Annotated in this window: 17 protein-coding genes; 10 read left to right on the top strand and 7 right to left on the bottom strand. The window is 72.0% G+C overall.

Going from position 1 to position 15,808, the window contains the following annotated elements:
* Positions 1–68: 68 nt before the first annotated feature.
* Together LG634_RS29200 and LG634_RS29195 are read right to left on the bottom strand one after the other, a co-directional pair.
* On the bottom strand, positions 69–731 hold the full coding sequence (locus LG634_RS29200; RefSeq protein WP_226738047.1) for a response regulator: 663 nt from the start codon (positions 729–731) through the stop codon (positions 69–71).
* Positions 728–1,876 (bottom strand): sensor histidine kinase, encoded by a 1,149-nt coding sequence (locus tag LG634_RS29195; RefSeq protein WP_443729024.1) that lies wholly within the window; start codon positions 1,874–1,876, stop codon positions 728–730. Before LG634_RS29195 ends, LG634_RS29200 begins: the two co-directional genes overlap by 4 nt.
* A 271-nt stretch (positions 1,877–2,147) precedes the next feature.
* On the opposite strand from LG634_RS29195, the gene LG634_RS29190 reads away from it, so the two are divergent.
* The 3 genes from LG634_RS29190 (at position 2,148) to LG634_RS29180 (ending at position 5,765) form a co-directional block, all read left to right on the top strand.
* Complete coding sequence (locus tag LG634_RS29190; protein ID WP_226738043.1) at positions 2,148–3,716, top strand: alpha/beta hydrolase family protein; 1,569 nt, start codon at positions 2,148–2,150, stop codon at positions 3,714–3,716.
* 313 nt (positions 3,717–4,029) lie between these two features.
* Positions 4,030–4,440 carry a hypothetical protein gene (locus LG634_RS29185; protein ID WP_226738041.1) on the top strand — a complete coding sequence of 137 codons (411 nt, stop codon included), beginning with the start codon at positions 4,030–4,032 and terminating at the stop codon, positions 4,438–4,440.
* Between the two features lie 149 nt (positions 4,441–4,589).
* Positions 4,590–5,765, top strand: a complete 1,176-nt coding sequence (locus LG634_RS29180; RefSeq protein ID WP_226738039.1) for a barstar family protein — start codon at positions 4,590–4,592, stop codon at positions 5,763–5,765.
* A gap of 390 nt (positions 5,766–6,155) precedes the next feature.
* On the opposite strand, the gene LG634_RS29175 is transcribed toward LG634_RS29180, so the two are convergent.
* Positions 6,156–6,539 (bottom strand): NUDIX hydrolase, encoded by a 384-nt coding sequence (locus LG634_RS29175; protein ID WP_226738038.1) that lies wholly within the window; start codon positions 6,537–6,539, stop codon positions 6,156–6,158.
* A 179-nt stretch (positions 6,540–6,718) separates the two neighbouring features.
* Here LG634_RS29175 and LG634_RS38335 point away from each other — a divergent pair, with 179 nt between their 5' ends.
* From LG634_RS38335 to LG634_RS29155, 4 genes are all read left to right on the top strand, one after another.
* A complete protein-coding gene (locus LG634_RS38335) occupies positions 6,719–8,119 on the top strand; it encodes a helix-turn-helix domain-containing protein (protein ID WP_226738036.1) in 1,401 nt (466 codons plus the stop codon).
* A gap of 627 nt (positions 8,120–8,746) precedes the next feature.
* Positions 8,747–9,175: a DUF4240 domain-containing protein gene (locus tag LG634_RS29165; RefSeq protein WP_226738034.1), complete on the top strand. Its 429-nt coding sequence runs from the start codon at positions 8,747–8,749 to the stop codon at positions 9,173–9,175.
* Between the two features lie 68 nt (positions 9,176–9,243).
* On the top strand, positions 9,244–9,555 hold the full coding sequence (locus tag LG634_RS29160; protein WP_226738032.1) for an ArsR/SmtB family transcription factor: 312 nt from the start codon (positions 9,244–9,246) through the stop codon (positions 9,553–9,555).
* Positions 9,545–10,051 carry a GNAT family N-acetyltransferase gene (locus LG634_RS29155; protein ID WP_226738030.1) on the top strand — a complete coding sequence of 169 codons (507 nt, stop codon included), beginning with the start codon at positions 9,545–9,547 and terminating at the stop codon, positions 10,049–10,051. The genes LG634_RS29160 and LG634_RS29155 overlap by 11 nt, the downstream gene beginning before the upstream one ends.
* Before the next feature lie 22 nt (positions 10,052–10,073).
* Here LG634_RS29155 and LG634_RS29150 read toward each other — a convergent pair whose 3' ends face one another.
* The 3 genes from LG634_RS29150 to LG634_RS29140 all read right to left on the bottom strand — a co-directional run bounded on the left by LG634_RS29150 (position 10,074) and on the right by LG634_RS29140 (position 12,284).
* Complete coding sequence (locus tag LG634_RS29150) at positions 10,074–11,114, bottom strand: ArsO family NAD(P)H-dependent flavin-containing monooxygenase (protein ID WP_226738028.1); 1,041 nt, start codon at positions 11,112–11,114, stop codon at positions 10,074–10,076.
* Positions 11,111–11,905, bottom strand: coding sequence for an aquaporin (locus LG634_RS29145; RefSeq protein WP_226738026.1), 795 nt, complete (start codon positions 11,903–11,905; stop codon positions 11,111–11,113). The genes LG634_RS29150 and LG634_RS29145 overlap by 4 nt, the downstream gene beginning before the upstream one ends.
* Positions 11,906–11,969: 64 nt before the next feature.
* The gene (locus LG634_RS29140; protein ID WP_226738024.1) at positions 11,970–12,284 is read right to left on the bottom strand and encodes an ArsR/SmtB family transcription factor; all 315 of its coding nucleotides are present in this window, start codon (positions 12,282–12,284) and stop codon (positions 11,970–11,972) included.
* A 71-nt stretch (positions 12,285–12,355) separates the two neighbouring features.
* On the opposite strand from LG634_RS29140, the gene LG634_RS29135 reads away from it, so the two are divergent.
* The 3 genes from LG634_RS29135 (at position 12,356) to LG634_RS29125 (ending at position 14,217) form a co-directional block, all read left to right on the top strand.
* Positions 12,356–12,775, top strand: a complete 420-nt coding sequence (locus tag LG634_RS29135; protein ID WP_226738022.1) for an arsenate reductase ArsC — start codon at positions 12,356–12,358, stop codon at positions 12,773–12,775.
* Between the two features lie 64 nt (positions 12,776–12,839).
* A complete protein-coding gene (locus LG634_RS29130; protein ID WP_226738020.1) occupies positions 12,840–13,559 on the top strand; it encodes a helix-turn-helix domain-containing protein in 720 nt (239 codons plus the stop codon).
* Between the two features lie 103 nt (positions 13,560–13,662).
* Positions 13,663–14,217, top strand: a complete 555-nt coding sequence (locus LG634_RS29125; RefSeq protein WP_226738018.1) for a dihydrofolate reductase family protein — start codon at positions 13,663–13,665, stop codon at positions 14,215–14,217.
* Between the two features lie 28 nt (positions 14,218–14,245).
* Here LG634_RS29125 and LG634_RS29120 read toward each other — a convergent pair whose 3' ends face one another.
* On the bottom strand, positions 14,246–15,721 hold the full coding sequence (locus LG634_RS29120) for a hypothetical protein (protein ID WP_226738016.1): 1,476 nt from the start codon (positions 15,719–15,721) through the stop codon (positions 14,246–14,248).
* Between the last annotated feature and the right edge of the window lie 87 nt (positions 15,722–15,808).

Genomic DNA, 15,808 nt, shown 5'->3' with positions numbered 1-15,808 from the left:
GCGGCAGGTCCTCGACGCCTTCGCCCGCGACCACGGCCGCCGTTCCGGGCCGTAGCCGACGGCCGCCGTCAGGCAGGCGGAATCAGACGGTTCTCGTGGGCGAAGACCACGGCCTGGATCCGGTCGCGGAGTTCCAGCTTGAGCAGGGTCCGCCCCAGATGGGACTTCACGGTCGCCTCCGCGAGGTGCAGGGCGGCCGCGATCTCCGCGTTGGACAGGCCGCGGCCGACCTCGACGAGCACCTCGCGCTCCCGGGCGCTGAGCCGTTCCAGCCGCTCGTCGCGGACGGAGACGCCCCGGTCGGTCAGGTGCGGACGGAAGTCCTCCAGCAGCCGCCGGGTGATGCGGGGGGAGAGCACCGCGTCGCCCGCCGCGACGTTGCGGATCGCGGTGAGCAGCTCCTCGGGCCGGGTGTTCTTCAGGAGGAAGCCCGAGGCCCCGGCACGGAGCGCGGCGAAGGCGTACGCGTCCAGGTCGAAGGTGGTCAGGATCAGCACCCGGCTGCCCGGGGAGACCTCGACGACCTGCCGGGTCGCCTCGATCCCGTCCGTCCCGGGCATCCGGACGTCCATCAGGACGACGTCGGGCCGCAGTTCCCGGGCGAGGCGGACGGCCTGGGCTCCGTCCACGGCCTCACCGACCGGCACCATGTCGGGCTGGGCGTCCAGGACCGTGCCGAAGGCCATCCGCAGCAGCGCCTCGTCGTCGGCGATCAGGATCCGGATCGTCATGCGGCGCCCGTCCCGGCGCTGCCCAGCAGGAGCCGGGTCCGCACGCCCCAGCCGCCGCCCGGAAGCGGTCCGGCCCGCAGCGTCCCCCCGTAGGCGGCGGCGCGCTCGCGCATGCCGGGGATGCCGTGACCGGACGGAGCGGTGGCGGGCAGAGCCGGCCGGGGGCCGCTGTCGGTGACCTCCACCCCGACGCTGCCGGCCGAGCAGTCGACCAGGACCGTCGCGCGGGTGCCGGCGGGGGTGTGCTTGAGGGTGTTGGTCAACGCCTCCTGAACCAGGCGGTAGACGGTGAGCTGTGCGGTGGCGGGCACATGGGCGTGGCCGCCGCGGACCTCCAGACCGGTCGGGAGCCCGGCGGCGGCCATCTGGTCGGCGAGCGCCTCCAGTTGGGCGATGCCCGGCAGCGGGTGGCGCTCGGCGTCCGGTTCGTCGGCCTGCAGGACGCCCAACGAGCGCCGCATGTCGGTGAGGGCCTGCCGGCCCGTCTCGGAGATCTGCAGCATCGCGGCGGTGGCCCGGTCGGGTGACCTGTGCTGCGCGTAGACGGCGGCGTCGGTGAGCGCGACCATGACGGACAGGTTGTGGGTGACGATGTCGTGCATCTCCCTCGTGATCCGGGCCCGCTCCTCGGCGACGGCCAGCCGCTCCTGCTGCTCCTGGTGCAGCGCCAGCCGTCCGGCCCGCTCCTGCACGGCTGCCAGGTAGGCCCGGCCGGTCTGTACGTTCACTCCGAGGACGGCGGCGGCGACCACCATCGCGGAGAGCGCGACGAACGGGGTCAGGAACGCGCCGTCGGGTGCCCAGCGCAGGCAGGCCAGCACGGCCCCGCCCTCCACGATGGCGGCGGCGAGCAGCGCGCCGCGCCGGCCGGTGTGCGCGGCCGCCGTGTACAGGGCCACCAGCAGGGCGATGTCCGCGGTCAGCTGGACGTCCGCCAGCCACTGGACGAAGGCCGCGGCCAGCACGCAGGCGAACACCGCGAGCGGGGCCCGGCGCCGCCACACCAGGGGCAGCCCCAGCGCGGCGGTGAGCGCTGCCGCCACCGGCAGCTCCCGCGCCGGGTAGGTGGTCACGACGTTGAGCAGGAGCAGCGCCGGCAGCACCGATTCCCACACCTGGGGCGGTACCCGATCCCGGTGGCGCACCGTCACACCTCTCGTCGACCGGTCGTCGTGGCGGCCCGACCCGGCCCGGCCGGGCCGCACCGCATACAGCCGCAGCCTAGGCCCCAGGCCCGCGCCGCACATGAGCCCGGCGTCGTAGCGTGGGGGGCCGGGGGTACGACTCCAGGAGGAGACCCCCGCCTCCTGCGGTCGCAGGCCGACTGCCGGTCGGGGGCGCCCGGTTGCCACTCCGGTCGCACCGCGGCCCGCCCCGGCTGCCACACCGGTCGCAGCCGGCGGCGACCCCGGGCCGATGTGGCGGCCCGGGCCCGGTGCCGAGCATGGCGGGGTGACCGAAACCATCCCGGGGCTGTTCCTGTCCCTTCCGGAAGTCCTCGTCCTGCTGGGCGCCGTCGCACTGCTGGTGGCGCGCTGGCTCCCACCGGCCGCCCGCCGGCCCGGCACCGTCGCCGCGGGGGCGGTCCTCGTACCGTCGGCTGCCGTGCTGGGCTTCGTGGGGATCCGCTGGCAGATGCTGCCGGTCCTGGCGGGCGCCGCCGCCGCCTCGGCGTTCGCCCTCCCGCCCCTGCTGCGGCGCGGTGCCGGCCGGCCGGTGTGGCGGGCCCGCTGGTGGCCGGCCCTGCCGGGATCGCTGGCCTGCGCCGGCCTGATCGCCACCGGCCCGGTGGCCGCCTGGGCGTTCCCCGTCCCCGTCTTCCCCGAGCCGACGGGCGCCTTCGCGGTCGGCACCCGGGTGGTGCAGTGGACCGACCCGCTCCGCCCCGAGGGCTTCACCGCCGATCCGGGCGACCTGCGCACGGTCGTCGTCCAGCTCTGGTACCCGGCGCAGAAGAGCCCCGCCGGCGCCTCCCGCGCCCGGTACCTGGGACGTACGGAGGGCGAGGCGCGGACCGTCGCCGAGGCCCTCGCCGACGGGGTCGGCCTGCCCGGCTTCCTGACCGACGGCCTCCCGCGGGCCCGCAGCCGCGCGGTCGTCGACGCCCCCGTGGCCGACGGGGGAGAGCGGTTCCCCGTCGTCCTCTTCTCCCCGGGGGCGGGCGGGGTACGGACCCAGAACACCGCGTGGGCGGAGGAGCTGGCCAGCCACGGCTACCTGGTCGCCGCTCTCGACCACCCGTATGACTCCACCGCCGTCGTCCTCGCCGACGGCCGTACGATCCGCGCCACCACCGCCTCTACCGGGGACCGCGACCGCGACGAGGAGCGGGCCGCCGGCTGGACCGCGGTACGGGCCGCCGACCTCGGCTTCGTCCTCACCCGGCTGGAGCGCCTGGACCGCGGGGGGACCGCCGACCCGCTGACCGGACGCCTGGACACCGCCCGCGCCGCGGCGGCCGGCCACTCCCTGGGCGGGGCCGCCGCCCTCCAAGCGGCCCGGCAGGACCGCCGGTTCGACGCCGTGATCGACCTGGACGGCTACCCCCACGGCCCCACCACGCCCGCCCTCGTCCAGCCGGCGCTCGCGCTCACCCAGGAGATCACCGGCGGCACCGACCTGCGCTACCTGCCCCGGCTCACCGAGGCCCTCCGGCACAACACCGCGACGAGCTACCGCCTCACCGTCCCCGGCGCCGGACACCTCACCTTCACGGACGGCCCGCTCTACCTGCCGCCGGTGCCCTCGATCGTCGGCACCTTGGGGCGTACCGAGAGCCCGCGCGTCGTCGCCGCAGCCACCCTCGCCTTCCTGGACGCCACCCTGCGAGGCCGCCCGGGCGACCCGGCCGACGCCCTCCGGGCCTACGGCGCGGTCACGTCATCAGGGGGGCGGGGGACCGCGGGGCCCACGCCGTACGTGCATGCGCATCGGAGAACGGCCGTCGAGGCGGCGTGGTTCGCCAGGGCGGGCGCCGAGCGGTGAATCGGCCGGCGCCTACGCGGAGTGGAGAGAGGACGCTCGGGGGTGGCGGTCGCCCCTGGCAGAATCCCGGAGTCGTCACAGACTGCAACTGCAACTGCGACGGCTGCAATGGCCAGGGTGCGTGGCTCCTCGTGCGCGCCTGACCGTCCCGACCGCGCAGCCGGAGGCACCGCCCACCACGCGGCGCCTCTGGTGCGTCACAAGGATGGCATCCTTGGCCAATGCTCCCCTCTGATCATGCAGGTGCCGCGTTCTTCGCCGCCGACGGCACTCTCGTCCCGCGTCGACGGGCGGGACGGTGAACGAACCGGTCTTGGTCGAGTCCGTCGGGTACTCCTCCGCATGCCAGGGATGCGGCGCCGAGGCCGCCTGCTGCGGTGTCCAGGCGCTGGTGGGCGAGGCGCTGCGGTGGGATGTCGAGTCGAGGTGTCAGGCCTGCGGGTTTGCCGTGGCCGTGTGCGGTGGTGACCTGCCGGAGGACCTGCGCGGTCGGCTGCTCGCCGAGCACGGAAGGGCAAGGTTGCAGGTGGCGCCGCCGGCGAGAAACGCCGCCGTCATGCGAGTGCTCCGGTCGGAACTCGGCATCGGCCTGGACGGCGTCCGGGCCGTGCTGGACCAGGTCCTGGCCGGTCAGTACGAGGGGACCCTTCCTGAGATGGAACTCCTGGCCCGGAAACTGCGAGCCTCGGGCATCGAAGCGACCGCTGCACGGGTGGTGGACTGAGCGGGCCTGCCGGGCCGGGGAAGCCTCAAGCCCGTCTTCGTAATCCCTTCGTATGTGACGGTAGCGGACCCGCCACCCGCCACCCGGCGGCCCGAGCAGGGCAGGGACGTATCGTAGGCGCGAAGTTTGCTCACATGTTCGGGGGTTGGGTGCGCATTACTGATCACGCGCGGTGGGACCGGGGCTTCCCGGTGAAGTACCTCCTGGTCCAGGAGGACGAAGACGGCGTGGAACGGCTCTGGGGGAGGTGCGCGGGCGTCGAAGGGCTGTTCGTCGAGCCCGTCCCGCCGACACGGGAGATCCTCACCCTCCGCGGATGCAGCCCCGACGGCCTCCTGAGCGAGGTCCTGGCCGAGCCCGGCGCCTCGTACCGGGGCCTGGGCGACGTGTGCGTCGAGGTCTGGAACGACGACCGGCCCGTGCAGTGGTGGACTCTCGCCGATGCGGTCGTCGTGGCCCATCAGCCCCACCCCGGCGACCCGGCACGCCACGACCTTGTGGTCGGTGCCGGCGTCACGAACGACGAGGGCTTCTTCGAAGTGCCTGAGGCGACACGCTTCGAGCTCTTCGCGGGAACGACGACCGTCGCGGCAAGTGCAGGCCGGTGCTCCGCTGTGGACGGCCTGTTCGAGCCGCGGGCGGACGCGGCCCCCGTCCCGATGGAACTGATCGGCTGCGAGCCTGCGGAACCGCTCCTTGCGGCGCTGCGGCGACCCCAACGGGCGGAGCGGGACTGGGCCGACCTCCTGGTGCTGGATCGCCACGGCGCTGTGATGGCCTCGCGCACCGTGGGCCTGGACATCACCGGCGCAAGCCCGTCCGTGCTCGGTGGCACGCTCGTCGACATCACCCTCGCCGACGGCGGAGACGACCGTCCATCGCCGACAGCACGCGCGATCTGGGCGGAGTGGTACGAGGGACCGCCGACAGAGCCCAACAGGTGGGCGCCGTACGACTCGAAGGGCAGAGCCGCCTGGCTCGACCTCGCCACCCGTGCCTGGCGGGTGCCGACACCCCGACCGGACCGCACCGGCGGCGCGTACGACCTCGACGGCCGGTTCGTCACGGACGTCCCCGGACTGCACTGCGCGATCGCCGAGGCCCTGCTCGGACCCGGCCGCTACTTCGGCCGGGAGTGGAACGCCCTCAAGGACTGCCTGGGCGGCGGCTTCGGAGTGGCCCCGCCCTTCACCTTGACCTGGCACGACTCCGAAGTCGCACGCCGCGCACTGGCGGATGCGGAGGACCCGGAAGGCCGGCCCTCCTACCTCGAGGAGATCGTGCGACTCCTCGAACGGCACGGCGTCACGGTCGTGCTCCGGTAGCCCGCCGATCAGTCGGGGCATCCCGGAGGTCGCGGAGCGCCGTTTCCGCGACGTGGAGTTCTTCGGGGCCGGGTGTTTCCGGGGATTGGGAGCCCATGACGGTCGGCCGTTTCCGCGAATCGCCGCGGGAACGAGGGCCGTCACGCGCACGGCCTCGGGTGGCCGTACCCAGCCGAGCAAGGCTTCCGTACCGTCCGGCAGCCATACGCCACGCACGGGACGAGCGCAGCACGGAGCCGGGGGATGGCGAACCGTGCATCCCGGACGGGGTCACCAGCGGGCGACGAGGGTCTCCTCCTCGCCCCGGTTGCGGTACAGCCAGGTGGTGCCCGGAGCGACGGCCCCGCTGAGGTAGCCGACGATGGGCTCGCGCTGGGTTGCGCTGTCCAGCTAGCCGAGCAGCTTCAGTGCCTCGGGCAGGGGGAAGAAGGCTGCTCGCTCGATCTCGCCGTCCGTGGGCGCGAGGTCGCCCCGCCATGCGTCGACTTCGAAGGCGACGGCCACTGCTGACGGGTGCCGCTCGGAGTCGATGTGCATGAGGAAGGCGGTCCGTACCGGGTTTCCCACCAGGAGCCCGGTCTCCTCCCGCAGTTCGCGCCGGAGTGCTTCGTTCATCAGCTCGCCGTCCTCGACCCCGCCGCCGGGCAGGGACCAGAGCACCTCGCCGTTGACGCCCAGGCTCTCACGGACGAGCAGGACCTCCTCGCCGCGCCGGATGACACCGATGACCAACTGCACCCGGGGCTTGGGGACCTTCGCGTGTTCTGCCGTCATGCCGTAGACCGTATGCGATGGCCCGTATGCCGTATGCCGTATGCCGTATGCCGTCGGCACAGGCCGTCGGTGCTGTCTGACGCCGCTGCGGGCCCCGGCACGGTGGCGCAGCAGCCCGGCGGCGATGATGGCCGGGGCGTCCGGGGGAGAGGCGCCCGCTGACCGGAGAGGAACGCCCCGTGCGCCGCTACCACAACAGCCGCTTCCGTGACGTGGAAACGGTGCTGACCGGCGTTCAGGACCCGCGGGCCCACCTGCTGGTCCTGGCAGCGTTCGGGCAAGGCCTACGGGACGATCTTGCTCGGGCCCTGCGCGAGGTCATCGCCACCGGCATCTGGGACGAAGACCCCGAAGCACCGCTGCGTTCGGACGGGCCGGGGCCGTCCGACGCCTTCCGGCAGTTCCTGAACCGCGACCTCAAGGACCGCCGTGATCGGGGCCCGACGTGGACGCACTTGGCGGCCGCCCTACTGTTCGACCGGGAGGCGCGCGCGGTGCTCCACCGCAGCAAGTTGGGCTGCCCGCAGAACTGCCGGACCACGGCGGAGCCGTACAGCGAGGGCTTCGACCAGCTGGCCGACTACTGGCAGGCGCTCTACGGCTGGTACGGGGTGATCCGGCATGCCGGAGACGGGCTCGCCCGCGCGGCCGCGCACTTCATCCAGGACGAGTCCCGAGCCGAGCACGCAACGTTCACGGCGTACCTCACGCCCTCCGAGCCCTGGCCGGTACGCAGGAACGGCAGGACCGACGCGAGCGCTGCTGATGCCTCACTGAGGGTCCTGATCCTGATGATGCAGGCGTGGGACCCCGGTACGGTCCACACGCTCCAGCAGGTCTTGAAGTACGCGGAGGACCCCGAGTGGCACTACGAGCCGGGCCGGATGGGGCTCTTCGGAGCTCAAAACGCTCCTGGGATCCTTGTGGAGGCTCTGAACGCGGGGGAGCGGGCGCGGCTGCGGGGCATCGTGGAGGAGTTGCACCGCGCCCTGGAGTCGGACTCGCGTCCCGAAGGCGGAACGGAGGACCCGGGGCCGTGCTCCAGCGACGTCCATCGGCCGCCGAGGGGCCGGGAGGTCAAGGGCGAACGGGCCCGGTGTACAGCAGCCCGGACTGCCGTTTTCCGGGCCGGGAACAGCCCGGAGGCTCCCCTGTGGTTCCACATGGCCAGTGGGAGCGCCCGTATCACGTGGCCGCGGGCCGGGCAGTGGCTGCTGGGCAGCCCGGGCCGGCGGCTCGGAGCCCTGGCCGCCCGCCTCGTCGCCGGGCTGCCGCAGCCGCTCACGGCGGCCGCGGCTTCGTGCTGGCCGGACCGCGCCGCCGAGCTCGGGCAGTTGCGCAGGGAACTGGGCCTGACCACCGACGCCATGGCGCAGGCACTCGGCATGCAGGAGAAGGACATCTCCGCAATCGAGACCGGCACGGCCCCGCGCCCGGCGACCGTGGCACAGGCGGCCGGCTACCTGTTGGTGCTCGCCCTGGCAGCCGCGGAGGAGAGCAAAGAGACCGAGGTCCTTCCCACGGACCTGACGGATCACGTCCGGGCCGTACGGGAAACCGAAGGTGCGGTGGCGCTGTAGGGCAACCTGCGCCGTTCCGGCTGCGCGCGTGGCTCGGACTGGACACCAGGAGCCACCGGAGGGCACTGCTGAGTTTTTTCGTTCAGGCGACACGGCAATGGCCGAGTGGCTACGGTTGCGTCAGCGAGTCCGGGTCCAACCGTCGGCATAGTGAAGCCCTCCAAGGACCCAGGTTGCTGGCGGAACGCGTGGGATCCGGATGTCCTGCGCGTGTCGTCAGCCGGCCCGAGGATCCGCAGCTCAAAAGGCATGGCCATGCCTCGTTCAAAAGTTCCGAACAGCTCGATCAGCAACAACACCTGAGTCTCCAATCACCGGCACGGAACTCGGTTCAGCCACACGATGTGGCCGAACTGAGCAGCCCTGCGCAGTTCGGCCCCTGCCTGCGAGGGAAGACGAACGGTGGATTCAGCAATCATTCTCGGGGTTCTGGCCTGGTCTGGGGTCGCAACGTTTACCGTCTGGGCGGCCCGGGAGTTCCTGGCCCAGCTACCGCCACTGATCGACGCCTGGCGACGGGTGTCGGAAGCGCTGCGCCGGGATGGTGATTCCAGCGAGTGACGCCCCAGACAGGTGACCCGAGAGCCATGCCTGGCGATGTCAGACCCCTGCGGCATGCTCGCCGGCATGAACGAAGACGCCTTCTGGCAACTCATCGAGGACTGCCGTCCCACAGGACCTGACCCGGACGCCGAGGTCCTTGCGGCCACGCTGACCGAGCGGCTTGCCCGGTCCCCGTTGTCGCTGGTCATCGGCTTTGCCGAACAATTGTCATGGGCGCTCTACCGGCTGGACCGCAAGGAGTACGGACACGACCTGGGCGGAGACGCCTTCCTCTACACGCGTGCCGCGGTCGTCGCCGCCGGCCGCACCGTGTTCGACAGCGTCCTCGCAGATCCCTCGGTGTTCACTCCCTACGTCACCGACCTCATCTGGGCCGAGAGCCTGCTCTACGCACCGGACCGTGCGTACGAACGCATCACCGGTGAGGGCTGGGACCGCGACACGCGTTATTCCTACGAGTCGTGCTCGAACACCGAGGGCTGGGCCGTTTGAACGCATGGGCCCTTCCTCCCGCCTTGTTCATCGATTATCGTCGATTGACGATGAAGGAGGCTCTATCCGTGCTCAGCGACGATGACGCCCGCATGTATGCGGGCTGGTTCAAGGCCCTGGCCGACCCCACCCGCGTACGCCTGCTGCACCTGCTGGCCGGCGAGGGCCGGGCGATGAGCGTGGGCGAGGTCGTGGAACGGGCCGAGGTCGGCCAGTCGACGGTCTCCCACCACCTCAAGATCCTGGCCGAGGCGCGGTTCGTCCTGGCCGAGCGCCAGGGCACCTCCACCCTGTACACGGTCAACCGCACCTGCCAGAGCGTCTTCCCCCGCGCCGTGCGCGCGATCCTCGGCGAGGAGGAACCCGCCGATGGCTGCTGAGATCCGCATCGCGGCGATGACGGCCGCACACGCCGAGCAGGTGCTGGCGATCTACCGGGCCGGGATCGACGAGGGCGACGCCACCTTCGAGACCCAGGCACCGGCCTGGGACGTCTTCGATACGGGGAAGCTGCCCGCGCACCGGTTCGTCGCCCTCGACGAAGACGGCGACGGCCGGGTGCTGGGCTGGGTCGCCGCGAGCGCGGTCTCCGACCGGTGCGCGTACGCGGGCGTCGTCGAGCACTCCGTGTACGTCCACCCCGACGCCCGCGGCCGCGGCGTCGCCGGCCGGCTCCTTGCCGCGCTGATCGGGTCGACCGAGGCCGCGGGCATCTGGACGATCCAGTCCGGCATCTTCCCCGAGAACACCGCCAGCCTCGCCCTCCACGCCCGGGCCGGATTCCGCATCATCGGCACTCGCGAGCGCATCGGCCGCCACCACGGCGTCTGGCGCGACGTGGTCCTGCTGGAGCGCCGGAGCCCGCGGATCAGCTGAGTGCCGTGCGTGCTCGGTGGTCTCAGGATCCCAGGAAGTCCGCGATCTCGCGGACGGCCCCGCGTGCCGTGCGGCCGACGCCGATGAGGGTGGCGGAGGCGGGGCCGGTCCAGTCGCCGTAGCCGAGGAGGTGGAGGCGCGGGTCGGCGACGGCTCGGGTGCCCTCGGTGGGGATGCGGCCGCCCTCGGTGCGCAGACCCAGCGGGGACAGGTGAGACAGCGTGGGCCGGAAGCCGGTGCACCAGATGATCGTGTCGGAGGGCCAGGTGCTGCCGTCGGCCCAGCGGGCTCCGTCGGCCGTCAGGCTGTCGAACATCCGGTGGTCCGGGATGAGGCCGGCGTCGCGGGCGGCGCGTACGGGCGGGACGGCGACGATGTCGCCGAGGTCGGAGATGCGGGGGCCGCCGGACTGGACCCGCTGGGTGGCGAGCCGGAACAGGGCGCTGCCGTCGACGTCGTCCGGAAGGTAGCGGGCAGGCCGCTGGGTGACCCAGCGGACGGTGGCGTGCGGGGCGAGGTCGGCCGCGATCTGGGCGCCGGAATTGCCGCCGCCGACGACGATGACGCGCTGTCCCGCGTAGTCCCCGGGGCTGCGGTAGTCCACGGTGTGGTGCCGGCGGCCCCGGAAGAGTTCGCGGCCGGATACGGCGGGCAGGAAGGGGCGCCACCAGGTGCCGGTCGCGCTGATCACGACGCGGGCCGTGTAGTCGCCGGAGTCGGTCCGGACGTGCAGGAAGGGGGCCTGGTCGCGGACGGCCTCGACGCGGACACCCCGCTGGACGGGGAGCTCGTACCGCTTCTCGTAGTCGGCGAGGTAGGCCAGTACGTGGGAGACGTCCGGGAACGTCTTGCCCGCCTGCGCCGGCATGAGGCGGCCGGGCAGGGAGGAGTAGGCGGCCGGGGAGAACAGGTGCAGCGAGTCCCAGGCGTGCTGCCAGGCCCCGCCCGGGGCGGCCTGGGCGTCGAGGATGGTGAAGTCGATGCCCGCCCGGCGCAGGTGGTAGCCGGCGGCGAGCCCGGCCTGGCCGCCGCCGACCACCACCACGTCCGCGTGCCGCGTCATGCTGCGGACTGCCCGCTGCCGGTCTTGCCCCGCATGAAGATGACCGCCACGAGCGCAAGGCCCACGACAGCACCCGCCAGCTGCGCGACGACGAACGCCGGGACGGACGCGGGGGCGATGCCCGCGAAGGTGTCGGTGAAGGCGCGGCCGATGGTGACAGCCGGGTTGGCGAAGGACGTGGAGGAGGTGAACCAGTACGCGGCGCCGATGTACGAGGCGACGGCCACGGGTGCGAAGCGGAGGCGGTCGGTCCGCGCGAGGCCGAAGATCAGCAGGATGAGGCCCGCGGTGGCGACGACCTCACCGAGGAGGAGGTTGCCGGCGGAGCGGTCGTGCTGCGACCACTTCACCAGGGGCTCGCCGAACATCGCGTCCGCGAGGATCGCGCCCGCTATGGCGCCGGCGATCTGGGAGGGCACGTAGACGGCGAGTTCGCGGGCGGTGACGCCGGCGCCGCCGCGGCGGGCGGTCCACCACTCGGCCAGCGTGACGGCCGGGTTGAAGTGGGCGCCGGAGACCGGGCCGAGGAGGGCGATCAGGACGCCGAGGCCGAACACCGTGGCGGTGGAGTTGGCCAGCAGCTGGAGGGCGACGTCGTCGGTCAGCTCGGTGGCCTGGATGCCGGAGCCGACCACGACCGCCACGAGGGCCGCGGTGCCGACCAGCTCGGCTGCGGCCCGGGCGACGAGCGGGGCGCGGGGCGGGGTCGCGCCGGGGGCGGGCTGGGGCGCGTCGGCGGCTGTGGCGGTCTCCGCTGCGGGGGCGGCGCCGACGGGCTCGGTGGCGGTCAAGGCGGGTTCTCCTAGGCAGGTGAGGCAGTACGGCTGCTACGGGCTACGGGCTGCCGGCTGTGAGCTACGGGCAGGACCGCTTGAGGTTCGCGTCGGCGGTGGCACGCCCGGTCCGGGCGAGCTCGGCGAACTGGCCGGCGAGCGACTCGATGACTTCCGGGCGCAGGCGGTAGTAGGTGAACCGTCCGCAGGGCTCCGTCTCCACGACCCCGGCCTCGCGCAGCACCTTCAGGTGGTTGGAGAGGTTGGTCTGCTTGGCGCCCGTCTCCTCCACGAGGTGGGTGGTGCAGAGCGTCTCCTCGGCCAGGAGGGTCACGATCCGGAGCCTGAGCGGGTCGGCCAGAACCCGGAGAAGATCAGTGTCGACTGACGTCATCATGGACTGATATTTTCACATCACTCGGGGCTGATACCAGTCCGGGCCGAGTCATTGGATTGAAGGAAGAGACGATGTCCTCCACCCCGCTCGCATCCGTGCTGTTCGTCTGCATCCACAACGCAGGCCGCTCCCAGATGGCCGCAGGCTTCCTGCGCCACCTCGCCGGGGACCGCGTCGAGGTCCGCTCCGCCGGCTCCGTGCCCGGCGACCAGATCAACCCCTCCGCCGTGGCCGCCATGGCCGAGCTGGGCATCGACATCTCCGACCAGAAGCCGAAGGTCCTCACCCCCGAGGCCGCCCAGGCGTCCGACTACATCATCACGATGGGCTGCGGCGACGCCTGCCCCTACTTCCCCGGCAAGACCTACCTCGACTGGCAGCTCGAAGACCCGGCCGGCCAGGGCGTCGAGGCCGTCCGCCCCATCCGCGACGAGATCAAGGGCCTCATCGAGGGCCTGATCGCCGAGATCGACGCCAAGAAGCAGGGCTGATTCTCGCCGTAGTCTGGGCTGTGGCGTACTGACGGCACGGGCAGCAGCGAGCGGGGGGATCCGAGTGGATCTGGAGATCGAGAGCCGGCCTTCGGAGCTGCCCTCCATCGAGCGGGTATGGCGCAGCCGCAGTATCGGCGCGGGCCGGATGACGTCGATCGCGGCGTCGAATTGGGACCTCGTCTTCTGGGAGCACGAAGGGAAGATGCAGGCGGCCGTGGTGGGCCCGGAGCCCAAGGCGTGTTCTGCTCCGGTCCCCGAGGACGCCACGTTCTTCGGGATCAGCTTCGCCCTCGGCACCTCGATGCCGCACGTGCCGATCAGCCGGCTCGTAGGCGGCGGCGCGGAGATACCCGACGTGACACGGCGGTCGGTCTGGCTGAAGGGCTCCGCCTGGCACATGCCCGACTACGACAACGCGGAGGCCTTCGTCCGGCGCATGATGCGCGAAGGGATCGTGGACTGCGACCCGATCGTGCCCGCCGTGCTCGGCGGCGCGGTTCTCGATGTCTCCGAGCGGACCCTCCAGCGGCGTTTCGTCGCGTCGACGGGGCTCACTCAGGGTGCCATCCGGCAGATCCACCGCGCCCGCGAGGCAGCGCTGCTGATCCAGGGAGGGACGCCGGCCCACGAAGTCGTCCACGTACTGGGCTATTTCGACCAGCCGCACCTCTCGCGGTCCCTGTCCCGGTTCATCGGCCGGACCGCGACTCAGCTGGCGGCTCTGGACGGCGCCGAGCCACTGTCGCTTCTGTACAAGCCCTCCTCCTCGGCCGGCTCGTAGTCTTCCTGACGTAGCCGACGGGGTCGGCCCGCCCCGGCCGGAGCGCTTTCGGCCGGGACCGGGCAGACGGCCCCGAACTCTTCTCACGTCTCACGGAGGAATCATGCGCAAGGTTGTTTCGGGTCTGTTCGTCTCGCTCGACGGTGTCGCCCAGTCGCCGAACGAGTGGCAGTTCGCCTTCGACGAGGAGATGGGCGCAGCGCTCGGCGAGACGCTGGAGACGGCCGACACGATCCTGATGGGCCGTGTGACGTTCACCGAATGGGCCGGGTACTGGCCGACGGTGACCGAGGGCGAGGACGCCGGCTTCGCCAAGTGGATCAACGACTCGCCCAAGTACGTCGTCTCCTCCACCCTGGACGGCGTCGACGACTGGGCGAACAGCACGCTCGTCGACGGCGATCTCGCAACCGCGATCGAGAACCTCAAGGCGGGCGAGGGCAAGGACATCACCGTCGCGGGCAGCCCCACCCTGGTGCGTTCGCTGCTGGAGCAGGACCTGCTGGACGAACTGGTGCTGCTGATCCACCCGGTGGTCGCCGGCGAGGGCCGCAAGAAGCTGTTCGCCGACGACGCCTCCCTGAAGAAGCTCGAACTGATCAGCGCCCGGCCGACCAGCAGCGGAGTGATCATCGCCACCTACCGGCCGCTGCGCTGAGCGCAGCCCGCGCCTTCCTCCGGGCAAGTCAGCGGGGGGAAGCAGGGGCGGCCGGGGTGATCTGCACACGGACGACGGCCCGGTTGTTCTCGGGGTACGGGTCTCCCGGCGGAGTCTCCACCGAGATCTCACCGGTGGCGCCCGGCACCTCGCGGTCGATCCGCACATGGAACTCCGTCGAGTAGTAGCCGTACTCCAGCGTGCAGGTGACCTCCACGTCTCCCGGATTGCCGCACCAGCCGGTCTCGGAGCCGTACATGCCGTAGTCCGGCGGCGCTGCCACCGAAACGCCTTGGGGCAGGCGGATCTTGAACGACTGCCAGGTCGGCGTGCCGTGGGAGACCTGCGGGAGCGACAGGGGGAAGCGCAGGTTCTCCCCGACCCGGCCCCTCACGGTCGCCTCCGCGACCGACAGGTCCTGGGGCAGGGAGCTGTTGTCGGTCGCGAAGCGCACCTCGCCGCTGTGCCGGTCCCGGGCGGTCTCCGAGTCCGTCCGGATCAGGGTGAGTTCGTTTCCGGTACCGCGGGCGAACCGGGTGCGGTAGCCGGGCATGTGCGGGGGGAGGGGGAGGTCCGGATCGGCCCGCACCTTTCCGGCCCGCCCGATGTCCTGGAAGCTGCGGGCCAGGCGGCCGAGCGGCCACACCTCGTACACGTATCGTCCGTCGACCTGCCGCGTGTCGTTGTGCGGCTCGAAGGATGCGGAGGTCGTGTAGGTGCCGCCGGCCTCGATCGGCATCGGGAACTCGCAGTACGCCTGAGTCCGGTCCGGGGAGTAGAAGCAGTTGGTGAACGTGTCGGGCAGGGCGACCCTGTTGCCGGCGGAGGCCATCCGCAGCGCGAGGACCGCACCCTCGGGCGAGGCGCCGGTGCCGGCGTTGGTGAAGGCCGGCCGGAAGGCCGGAGGCTTGCCGACGAACGGCGGCAGGGGCTTCTTCTCCGGCCGGTTCTGCACGCGCAGGTCGGGGATGCCGGTACGGACCAGAGTCTCGGCGGTGAACCCGCCCGCGTCGAGGCTGTTGACCCGCATGGTGAAGGGGGCACTGAACTCCGTGCCGACTCCCTGCGCGGTGGTGAGCCGGAACAGCGGGAGCCTGTCGTGTTTGCCCGCCGGCAAGGTCCTGATGTTGCAGTGGAGGATCCGGTCGCGGAGCTTGCAGCGGTTCTCCGGATGCACCACGACCTTGTCCCGCAGGGCCGTGAAGTCGAAGTCCACGGTCACGCGATGGGCCACGTCCCCGCGCGAACCCTCCACGTTGAGCACCGTCACATAGAACGGCTGGGTCCGCTTGGTGGTGCCGACGAAGTACACCGGCTCGTGGTGGATCGCCGTGAGCTTCATCCCGGGCCGCGTCCCGCCGTGCGCGCTCCGGCTCTCTCCGCCCCCGCCGGTGGCCGCCCGCCCCGGTCCGACCGGCCCGGACAGCCCGAAGATCCCGAGCAGTCCGGCCAGGCACCCCAGCGCGAGGACCGTCACCGCTGCCTTCCGCGTGAGACCGCGCATGCTGTTCTCCTCCTGCCGGGCGGCGCCTACGCAGAGTTCGACTGCCCGGGCAGGGGCGGGGTTGCACGGCGTGACCAGCTCGTGATC

Source organism: Streptomyces bambusae (genome assembly GCF_020532645.1).
Lineage (GTDB): Bacteria > Actinomycetota > Actinomycetes > Streptomycetales > Streptomycetaceae > Streptomyces > Streptomyces bambusae.
Note: the sequence above shows the minus strand (reverse complement) of the source record. Positions and strands in the feature narration are given on the sequence as shown.